The sequence below is a fragment of the Propioniciclava sp. genome, from assembly GCF_036744435.1.
Taxonomy (GTDB): Bacteria; Actinomycetota; Actinomycetes; order Propionibacteriales; family Propionibacteriaceae; genus Propioniciclava.
This window is the reverse complement of sequence record NZ_DAIOIA010000105.1, coordinates 1-10876: the sequence shown is the minus strand read 5'-3', so window position 1 is coordinate 10876 and position 10876 is coordinate 1. Positions and strand designations below refer to the sequence as shown.

5 protein-coding genes are annotated in these 10876 nt (G+C 71.2%); all 5 read right to left on the bottom strand.

Annotated features, from left to right (window positions below; all coding sequences use genetic code 11):
• Positions 1-699: hypothetical protein (locus V7E09_RS12115; RefSeq protein WP_324523449.1), on the bottom strand; the 699-nt coding region annotated here is incomplete at its 3' end.
• Complete coding sequence (locus V7E09_RS12110) at positions 696-2996, bottom strand: transglutaminase-like domain-containing protein (protein WP_324512269.1); 2301 nt, start codon at positions 2994-2996, stop codon at positions 696-698. The genes V7E09_RS12115 and V7E09_RS12110, both read right to left, overlap by 4 nt.
• The gene (locus V7E09_RS12105; RefSeq protein ID WP_324512268.1) at positions 2993-4297 is read right to left on the bottom strand and encodes a DUF58 domain-containing protein; all 1305 of its coding nucleotides are present in this window, start codon (positions 4295-4297) and stop codon (positions 2993-2995) included. The genes V7E09_RS12110 and V7E09_RS12105 overlap by 4 nt, the downstream gene beginning before the upstream one ends.
• Positions 4294-5265, bottom strand: a complete 972-nt coding sequence (locus tag V7E09_RS12100; RefSeq protein ID WP_324512267.1) for an AAA family ATPase — start codon at positions 5263-5265, stop codon at positions 4294-4296. The genes V7E09_RS12105 and V7E09_RS12100 overlap by 4 nt, the downstream gene beginning before the upstream one ends.
• Before the next feature lie 30 nt (positions 5266-5295).
• Entirely contained in the window at positions 5296-10839 is a 5544-nt protein-coding gene (locus V7E09_RS12095; RefSeq protein ID WP_324512266.1) for an Ig-like domain-containing protein, read from the bottom strand.
• Positions 10840-10876: the final 37 nt, after the last annotated feature.

Below are 10876 nucleotides of genomic sequence, written 5' to 3'. Positions count from 1 at the left end.
GGGCGTCCCGGTGGGGGCGGTCAGGGATCCGCCGGGGACGGCGGTGATCAGGCCTCCGTCGTCCGTGATCGTCTGCACCGCCGGGAACGCATAGGTCGATCCCGTGGCTCCCCCCCAAGCGGTCGGTGCTTGTTCCGGATGGAACTGCACGGCGGCCACCGAGGGGATGGCCTGCGGCGTCGTGGCGCTCTCCAGCGGGGCGCCGGGACGCCGCCCGGTGCGGCCGTCGACCAGCATCAGCTTGGTCGCCCGGTCGAAGAAGTTGCGCCGCATCGGCCCCTTCACGCTGGCGAACACCAGGATCAGCGGCAGGATGCCCAGGGTGAGCCCTGCCAGGACGCCCTGCAGGAGTTGCTTGACGAACAGCGAACCGCCCTTGAGGGCCCCGGTGCGCACATCGACGTACTGCGCCTTCATCAGCAGGCCCGCCAGCCGGGCCGACCGGCCGAACACCGCCCACAGCGTCGCGAGACCGTAGATCACCGAGAGACCCACGCCGACCGGAAGCCCCCACGACGTGTCCTGCAGCGTCAAGAAGGCGGTCAACCCGCCGACGGCGCCACCGATGACGCCGTCGACCAGCACAATCGCCACCCGGCGCCCGGTCGTCATGGGCGTGTAGCCGGCCACGGCCGGGAAGGAGCCGGTCGCGTCCGTGGGCGCCCCCTCGGGCGTCAGGTTGTACGGGTACACGCTCATGGCTTCGCCTTTCGCCAGGGAAGGGAGAACCGCGACAGCGGTCTTGCGCCGCGCCGGAACGAACGCAGCGACACGAACGACCGCAGCCGACGCCACCGGCTCAGCCCCGCGTGCAGGCCCGCCAGCGCCCCGTCCACATGCTTCCACACCGCGGCCGCCGACTCCTCCGTGGGACGACCGGGACCGAACACCCCGGCGTCCACCGCGGTCGCCACCTGCGGGAGCGGTGCCTGCGGGTACGTCTGCGCCAGCGCTTGAGCGGACTCCTGCCGCGTGGCCAGGGTGGGAACGGGGGTGCCGAGATCGGTGGCCGCGTCCTCCAGCTCTGCCCACGCCCCGCTGAACCGGTCGGCCACCTCGGGGGCATGGCGACGACGTTCCCGCCGACGGCTCTTCAGCCAGGCGATGAGCACGAACGGCGCCGCCAGCAGCGACGCGATGAGCGCCGCGACGCCCAGGGTCAACAGGACCCGCAGCAGCACGTTCTCGCCCGGCCGATCGCTGTCCTCGTTGTTGCCCGGCTTGTCCTGCGAGTCCTGCAGCATGTTGATCGGGGGATCCGGGGGCGGCAGCACCTGCGGCTTGGGCTGCGGCCGCGGCTTCGGGACGGTCGTCTGCGGGACGCGGTCGCGGTCGGGCGTCGGGTCGAAGCTCACCCAGCCCTGCCCATCGAAGGGCACCTCGACCCAGACGTGCGCCATGGTCCCGGTCACGGCCAGTGAGCCACGCGCGGCGTTGTCGTCCTCGCCGGGGTAGAACCCCATCACGACGCGCGCGGGGATGCCGAGCTGGCGGGCCATCAGGGCCATCGCGACCGCGTACTGCTCGTCGTCGCCGACCAGCATGTCAGCGGTCAGCATGGAGCTGATCCGCTCCAGCGAGTGCCCGGGACGGGACTTGGGCCCGGTCAAGTAGTAGCCCTCCTGGAGGCCCTTCTCCAGGGCGCGCAGTTGCTCCATCGGGGTGGCGGCGTCACCGATCAGCTCGGTGGCCACCTCGCCGACGATGTCGGGGACGCGCGAAACCTCACCCACGGGCACATACGAGACCCGCTCGGCGGCCGCGTCGTCGGTGGATGGCGGGACGACCAGGTCGACGGCGTAGCGGTCGCCGGAGCCCACCCCCGCCGTGGTGAGCAGGGTGCCGCCGTACGCGTTGTAGTACAGGCCCTCTGCCTGGTCGGCGGCGCGCGTCCCGCTGAACCGGACGCCGCGGACGTCGCCGCCGCCGGGCAGCCACACCCCCTCGTACCGGTCGACGCTGACGTCGAGGGTCCGGGAGGTGCCTGCGGCGGTGCCGTACACCGTCGGCCCGATTCGCAGGAACCGGGCGGACTCCTGGTCGACGTTGTACACGTGGCCGTCGTAGGCGTCCAGGGTCGCCAGCGCCACCCTGCCTCCCTGCGGCAGCCCGGCGACCGTGAACAGGGTCGCCTCCTTCTGGTCCTCGACCAGATACCGGTAGCCGGTCAGCGGGCTGGCATAGTCCTGCAGGTTCAGGGGTGGCTGGACGAACTGCCGCAGCACGACGCGGCCTCCCCCGGCCCCCAGCAGCGGCATCACCGCCACCGCAAGGGCGGTCGCGATCGCGACCAGTGCGGCCGCAGCGGCCACCGTGCGAGGGCCGGAGATCGCCGAGCCGTCCGAGAGCAACTCCTCGCCGGTGAGGGCGGTGGCGCGATGGCGGCGCCAGACGGCCCACAGCAGCGCCACGACGGCGAACCCCAGACCCAGGACTCCGCCCGCCGCGGGGACGTCGATCCCCCACAGAATGCCCACGATCAGGAAGCCGAACGACGGCAGCAGCGCCCACAGGTAGCGGCGCACCGACCGCGCCAGGCGTCCGGTGAACAGGCCCGCGAGGATGCCGCTGAGATAGGGAACGACCGCCGGTCCGACGAAGCTGGCGGCCGGTGGACGCACCGTGAGCAGATCCCGCCACGACTGCACCGACAGCGGGACGAGCCGCAGCAGCGTGTCCGGTGTGGGCAGGACGCCGAAGACGGTCGTCTGCCGCAGCGCGAGCGCGCCGCCCAGCAGCAGGTAGGCGCCGACCAGCGTCGCGGCGGTCGTCGCGACCGCCCAGCGGCGCCGGTGCGCCACGAACGCGACCACGAGACCGATGAGCGCGCCTCCTCCGGCGGCGATGTAGCCGTCGGCCCCGCCGAACACGGGACCGAACGCCAGCACGCCGGGCAGCAGGAGCAGGGCCGCCGCCGCGAACGAGAAGGCGACGTCGGGGCCGGTGAGGGCGGTGCGCCCCGGCACGGCGGGAGGGGTCAGCGACAGCGCGGTCATCGCAGGCTCCTCACGCCGCCCGGCAGGTCGGCCAGGGTCGGCACGTCGAGCACGATCAGGTTGGAGGCCCGGCGCCGTGACGTCGTGAGCGTCTGATCGCAGCGCAGCGCGAACGTGGCCACCTCCGGCGGCATCGCCAGTTGGGCTCCCCGCAGTTCGGCCGGCTCGACAGCCCCGGTGACGATGGCCGCCACCGACGCGTCGGGGACGCGGCGAGCACCGTCGAGAGCGACCTCGCGTAGCGAGGCGCCGCCCGCCCGCGACAACTCCAGCCGGGCCAGTTGGTCGAGCATGATCACCGCATTGGGGAACGACAACGTCTCCTGGGCGGTGTGGATGGTGACGGCCCGCTCCTCGCTCAGGGAGGCGTAGGCCAGACTCGCGGCGCAGGACACCGCCAACTCGAAGTCGGCTGCGTCCCGGTAGGAGTCCGGATCCAGCGACAACACGATCAGGAGGTGCGAACGCATGGTCTCCTCGAACTGCCGGACCATGAGCTTGCCGACGCGGGCGGTGGTGCGCCAGTGGATCGACCGGCGGTCGTCCCCGGGCACGTACTCGCGCAGGGCGTGGAAGGAGACGTCGGAGGACGACAGGTTCTGGGTGGTGACGCCCTCGACGTCCTTGAGGAAGCCCAGCGCGACCGCCTCCAGACGCACGATCTCGGGATGGATGAACAGCTCGACCGGCTCGGTCCACTGCCGTTGGCGATGCAGGAGCCGCAACGGGTCGGTACGGACGGCGCGGACGGGGCCCACCCGGATCACCGAGCGACGGCGCCCCGGGATCTGGAAGACCTCCTCGTGTTCCTCCCCGGCGGCGAGCCGGGGAACCCGGAAGGCGGCCACGTTCCGGCCGACCGGCAGCTCCAGGATCGAGGATCCCGCCGGGCGTGGGGAGGTGTTGCGCAGCACGACGCGGCCCAGGGCCGTCTGGCCGACCCGGATGCGCCGGGTGCCCAGCTCGATCGCTGCGTCGTAGTTCCAGCGGCCGAACGTGAACGCGACGGCCACCAGCAGCACGACGATCAGCAAGACGGTGAGGGTACGCAGCTCGATCCAGCCGAACCGCCACCCGAGCGGACCTCCCAGGAGAACGGCCCCGATGGCGACCCACCCCAGCGGAGACACGGTGCGGAGCACCGGATCCGCGCGGCGGGCCAGCGCACGGACCACCGGCTGGGCGGCGTCCCCGGCGCGGCGTCCCGCCCGGGCGATCGCCGAGGCGGCCCGGTTCCAGGCATCGGTCAGCGGCCGCAGGCCTGGCAGGCCCCGGCGACGCTGCTGCTGCTGTTCACTCACTGGCCCTGTCGCTCCTTGGGAGGTTCCACGTTGTCCAGCGCGCGGGCGATGACCTGCGTGGCGGTCGCCCCGGAGAACTCGGCCTCGGGCGACATGACGAGCCGGTGGGTCCACGTCGGGGCGGCCAGTTGCTTGACGTCGTCGGGCACCGCGTAGTTGCGGCCGTGGGCGGCAGCCCACACCCGCACCGCCCGCACCATGGCGATCGCGCCTCGCGTCGAGACGCCCAGCGTCGTGTCAGCGTCCGCGCGGGTGGCCTCCACCAGACGCTGCACGTAGTCGAGCACGGCGTCGTTGACGTAGTTGGTCTTCACCATGTCGGCCATCTCGGCGACCGCGTGGGTGGCGATGATGGGGCGCAGCCCCTTGGCGCGGTCGGGATTGGCCGACCCGGCGAGCACCTGCAGCGCGGCCGCGCGGTCCGGGTAGCCGACCGCTGACTTCATCAAGAAGCGGTCGAGCTGCGCCTCGGGCAGCCGGTAGGTTCCCGCCTGCTCGATGGGGTTCTGGGTGGCGATCACCATGAACGGGCGGCCCTGCTCGTACCGGGTGCCATCGACGGTGACCTGGGACTCCTCCATGACCTCCAGCAGCGCCGACTGGGTCTTGGGCGAGGCCCGGTTGATCTCGTCGGCCAGCACGATGGACGCGAAGATCGGGCCCTTGTGGAACTCCCACTGGGAGGTCTTCTGGTCGTACATGGTGACGCCGGTGATGTCGGAGGGCAGCAGATCGGGGGTGAACTGGATGCGGCTGTGCGTGCCCTGCACGGTCGCGGCGAGCGCACGGGCCAATGCCGTCTTGCCGGTGCCGGGGGCGTCCTCCAGCAGCAGGTGACCCTCGGCGAGCATGCAGGTCAGCGCCAGCCGGATCACGGGCGCCTTGCCCAGCAGGGCCTGGCCGACGTTGTCGGTGAGCTTGGCGAACGTCTCAGCAAACCAGGCCGCGTTCTGCGGGGTGAGCTCCATCGTGTCTCTTCCTTCGTTCGTGTGAGCGGGTCAGCGGGTCCAGGTGTGCGTCCCGGTGACGCCGTTGCAGACGGCCCGGACGGTCGTGTTGGGGAAGCCGTAGAAGGCCGTGGTCTCGAAGCGGCGATTCGTCGGAACCGTGTACGTGCGGGTCTGCCCGAAGTAGACGGTGCAGGTCACGCTGCTGACGTCGAAGTTCGCCGTCTCGATCCCGATGAAGGCGCAGGAGCTGTCGGTGCACTGGCCTGGCCGGTAGACGCCGGTGCCCTGATACACCGACACCGTGGGCGCCGGCTTGGACGGCGTCGAGGAGCTGTCGCAGTTCCGGGCCCCCGTCGCGCCGCCGTCCTGGACGGCCTGCACGCACAGCGAGCGGGACGCCGAGTAGCCGATGTCGCCGAAGCCGTGACTGCCCGAGGCGCCGCCGTTGGACGTCGACCAGTCGCCGGACACCTGGAAGGAGGTCGTGCGACCGTTGGCGTTGCCGCCGCTCCACGAGCAGTTGACGCTGTTGCCGCTGGTCGAACAGGAGACCGACGGGCTGGTCGGCGGCCCGTACGGGTTGACGGTCGTCGAGGTCGACGATCCCTGCACCGACTCCCCGCTGACCGTGCTGACGGCGTAGACCGCCACGGAGACGTTCTGACCGTTGGGGAACGCGCCCGCATTGGTGACCGTGGTGGTGCCCGGGTTGAGCGACCCGGTCACGCCGTTGGCACGCCAGTAGTACTTCATCTCCGCGGCGGTCGCCCCGTTGCCGTCGGCGGCCCCGAAGGTGATCCTGACCTGGTTGTTCGCGCCGGTCGCCGCCGAGGACAGCCCGGTCACCGCGCCAGGCGTCTGCCAGCCCCGCACGCCGTTGGATGCGGGCGACCAGTCACCCCAGCCCGCCTTGTTGCGGGCCCGGACCTCGAAGGTCTGGTTGGTGGTGGAGACGTTCAAGGTGACGTGGGCGGAGCGGCCGGTGCCGCTGTAGAGCACCGTGCCGCCGGTGCGCCGCATCTCGTAGGTGAGGTTGTTGTCGCCGTTGCCGTTGGGCGCGGTCCAGCTCACCGTCGCCGACGGCGCCAGAGCACTGACCGGGTCCTTCACCGTCTGCGGTGCGGCCGGCTGGAAGGGCGCGCCGGCGGGCACCACCGGCACGGAACTGGCCGACCAGTTCGACGGATTCGGGTCGTCGTTGTGCGCCTGGACGCGGAACGTGTACGCCGTCCCGTTGGTGAGTCCACTCCAGACCATGGAGGTGCCGGTGACCTGTTGGGTCGAACCGCCCGGGCTCACCTGCACCGTGTACGTCCGGACCGGCGAACCGCCGTCGGGTACCTCGGCGGGCGCCCACGAGAGGCTCACCTGCTTGTCGCCGAACTCGGCGACCGGCGTCCCCGGTGGGTTGGGCTTCACGTCCGGACGAATCGCGGCGCTGGCCGCGGAAGGATCGCTCTCCCCCACCTCGTTGGTGGCGGTCACCGTGAACACGTAGCTGTGGTTGTTGCTGAGCGTGGTGATCAGGCAGGTGGTCACGGCGCCACAGCTACGACTGCCGGTCGAGCCGCCGTCGGAGCTGCTCCACGACACCGTGAAGTCGGTGATCGGGGCGCCGTTGTTCGCTCCGGCCGTCCAGCTCACGGTGGCGGTCCGGGACAGGTGAGTCTCCGCGGTGACGGCGGTGGGCGCGTCCGGCTTGTCCCGGACGGTGACCGTGACGGTGCCCTTCACCGAGCGGGACGGCGCGTTGGTCGCATCGAGGGCCGTGTAGGTGACGATGAGCTGACCGTGGTAGCCCTGCGGAGGGGTGATCGTGAGGCGGAGCCCCTTGATCTCGACGCGCGTCCCGGGAACGTTCGACTCCGCCGCGGGGATCGTCACCGGCTTGCCCTGATCGGAGAACGGGTTCGAGATCGCCGTGGACAGGTCCACCGCCGACGGCTGACCCGCTTTGCCGTCGTTGACCGCGATCGCCCGGATCGTCATCAGCGGGCGCGTCGACGCCGTGGCCGTCAAGGTGAGGTTGCCGGTCACCGGCTCGGTCGAGCCGTCCGTCACCGTCACCGGGAGCGGCGCCCGGGTGCCGGGGGCCACGTCTGCGGCCGCCTCCACGGTGAGGGAGGAGCCGTCCAGCCGGGCGGTGAACCCGGCGGGGACGGCACCGAGAGAAAAGCGCAGCCGGTCCATGTCGCCCTCATCGGGGTCGGTGACCATCTGCTTCAGGTCGACCGTCCGGGTCTCGCCCGCGGCGGCCGAGACCTCCGACGGCGTGAACACGGGCTGGTGGGATGTCGACGGCTCGACGATGATCGGCACCGACAAGATCGCGCGGCGCCCTTGGGGATCCTCCGCGTTCGCACCGTCGGTCACCTCGAAGGTGATCGAGCTGGCCCCGGAGAACTCCGGCACCGAGCGGTACTGCAGGGTCACGTCATCGCGGACCGGGTCGGTGGTGTCCGCCCCGGCGCCCACCCGCACGGTGTCGGCGAAGGTCAGCCGCGGGCTGTGCCCGGCGCGGACGATCACCAGCTCTCGCAGGTTCACATCGAGCAGATCGCCCGCCTTGACGCGCAGCGGGATCTTCGTCAGATCCAGGTAGGGGATGCCGGAGTCGAGCGGCGGCACGACGATGGCACCCTGGCCGACGTGGCCGTCGAGGTCGGTGATCGAGTACAGGACGACCTGGCGGACGTCGGTGAGCTGCACGGTCACCGACGTGCCGTTGGTGACGCTCGCCCCCGGATCCTGCGTGGCGACCGTCAGATCCTTCGTGCTGCCGTCCGGGTCGTAGTCGTTGACGAGGACGTCCACCTCGACAGAAGTGCGGGAACCGATGTCGGCGGTGGAGACCAGGTCATCCTCGGCGACCGGCGCCTTCGTCTCGGCGTCGGGGCTGACGTGGACGGTGAGCACACCGCGGGCCGTCCCGCCGCGGCCGTCGGTGACGTCGTAGTAGTAGCGCAGCGTCGCCGCCTCGCGGGGGGAACGCAGGGTGATCTGGCCCTTCTCGACGGTGGCCGCCACCGTGGTCGTGGCGTCGGTCGGGACGACGCTGTTCGCCACCAGCGACAGCGCGTCCCCGTCGGGGTCGACGTCGTTGGAGACCGGGTTCACGCTGAGCCGCCGGTCAGGTCGCATGGACACGTCGTCCGGAATCGCGAACGGGGTCTGGTTGGTCGCGTTCCGCGTTGCCACGCCCACCCGGATGGACGCCGTCGAGGTGGCGCCGAACCGGTCGGCGACCGCGTAGGAGAAGGTGTCGGTGCCGACCGAGGAACCGGACGCCGTGTAGACGATCGTGGATCCCTCCACGGTGGCGGTGCCGAGGACGGGTCCGCTGGCCAGCCCGACGAGGCTGACGGAGTCGCCCTCGGGATCGATGCCGTCGGTGGGCACGGGGATGGTGACGGTGGCACCGGCCAGGACGCGCCCCTCCAGCGGCTGCGGGACGGGCGGGCTGTTGGTGTCCGCGCTGGCCAGCGGCATCACGGTGAGCACCACCTGGCCGGTGTCGAAGTTCCCGGCGGTGTCGCGCACGGTGTAGTTGAGCCGCAGGCTGCCGGGCTTCTTGGCACGGAACCGCACCTTGTCGCGTGACACGAACGCGTCGCCGAAGGTGGTGTCGTCGCCTTCGATGGTGACGTTGGGGTCGATCGCCAGCGCGAGCCCCGAGGGGGAGAAGTCGTTGCGGAGCACGGCGACGCTGACGATGTCGCCCTCGCGGACGACCGCCTCGTCGTCGGTGGCGCGCGGCGGCAACAGGGTCGCGCTGGGCGGCAGCGGCACGACGGTGATCCGGCCGGTGGCCTCGCCGGTGCCGTTGGACACCGTGTAGGTCACGTCGATGGGCTGGTCGAGACCGGCGGGCGAGCTCATCTTGAGCTGGCTGTGCTCGATGATCTCGACGGCGAGGCCCGACTCGTCGGGGACCGTGACCGACTTCAGCACCAGGACGCCGCCCTGGGGGTCGGTGTCGTTGGCGAGGGCGTCCACGACCGTCGCCCCTCCGGCAGGCAGCATGGCGAGGTCGTCGGAGGGCACCGGGCGTCCCTCGACGGGCTCGGCCACGTCGACCCGGATCCATCCGGTGGCGACGGTGGGCGACTCGTTGGCGACCTGGTAGGCCAGGTAGAAGGTGCCGGTCGTCTCCGAGGAGTACTGCAGCGTCCCGTTGGTGTAGTCAGGCGTGATGCTCATCCCGGCGGGGGCCGGGTCGACGGCGGTGAGCCGAAGCCCGCGGCCGTTGGGGTCGCTGTCGTTGACCAGCGGCTGCACGATCACCTTCTGCCCCTTGAGGGCGCTGACGTGGTCGGCGTTGGCGATGGGCGGCTGGTTGGGCTCCAGCACGTTGACGGTCAGGGTGCCGAGCCCGGTGTTGACGCCGTCACTGACGGTGATCTGGACCTTCTGGGGTCCGGGCGTGGCGATGCCGAGGTCCTTGATCGTGAGGACGCCGTCGGGCCGATACTCCACCGACAACTCCTGGGGCGCGCTGACGCCTTGGACGTACAGGGCGTCGCCCTCGGGATCGCGGAAGTCGCTGAGGATGGCGTAGCTCGCCTCCCCGTGCGAACCGACCCGCACCTCGGAGTTGCGGCGCTGGAACGGTTCCTTGTTGACCTCCGGGCCGAACACGGAGACGCGGACGGTGGCGTCGTCGGTGCCGCCGCGGCCGTCGTCGGCGGTGTACTGGAACGACAAGGACGCGGGGGCGTCCTGGGGGACGTCGATGCTGAGCGCCTCCCCGCCGCGGGCGCGCGACACGGTGGCACCCTTGGGCTGGGTCTTGACCGAGGCCACCAGCAGGTCGCCGTCGGGGTCGACGTCGTTCTCGAGTACCGGGAGGGTGAAGCTCTTGCCGGGGCGGACGCCGTACTCGTCGTCGATGGCGTCGGGTTTGGTGTCGGACTTCTGCTTGTCGACCGACATCTGGTCGGTGGTCTCGGTGTCGGAGAGCGTGTCGTCCTGGGTCTCTTCGTTCTGGGTGTTGATCTGCTCCCAGTTGTCGATGACCTCCATGTTCTGGTTCACGAGAACCAGCAGGCCGGTGGCGGTGTCGTTGAGGACGATCAGATCGCGATTGGTGCGGAACGCCAGGTCGGTGGATCCCCGAAGCGCCTCCACGGTCTCGGCGCGGCTGTCGGCGGCGTTACCGCAGGTGCGCACGTAGTTGCCGGTTCCGGCCCACGCGAGGTACCCGCAGCCCTGCAGCGCGACCGGCCGGGCGGGCTTGCCGGCGCCCTGCACGGAGGTGGCGGCCACGTCTCCCCCCGCGAGGGGGGTGGCGAGGTAGCTGTCCTCCCCGGCGGCGAGGACCGTGTCGGCGGCGGGTCCGGGTTGCTGGAGCACCATCTTCTCCGGTGCCGTCACGGAGGTGGAACCGCGAACGGTACGCAGCATCGCGGAGGCGCGATCCAGCACGACGAGGGTGTCGCCGACGACGGTGAGGTCGGCGGAGGCGAGGTCCTTGAGGCCCTGGATCGTGCCGACCTCGGTCACCTCGCGGTTCTCGACGCGCTTGACGGCGCCGCTGGGCAGGACGATGGTGGCGACCCCGTCGAGGCCCACGATGGCGCGCGCTCCGGGCACGTCCTCCAGGGTCGGCTCCGCGGTGGGGCTGAAGCCG

What these genes read in the sequence shown, in the direction of transcription:
- V7E09_RS12110 (WP_324512269.1), bottom strand. Translation starts at nt 2,996, where the DNA reads ATGACCGCGCTGTCGCTGACCCCTCCCGCCGTGCCGGGGCGCACCGCC.
- V7E09_RS12100 (WP_324512267.1), bottom strand. Translation starts at nt 5,265, where the DNA reads ATGGAGCTCACCCCGCAGAACGCGGCCTGGTTTGCTGAGACGTTCGCC.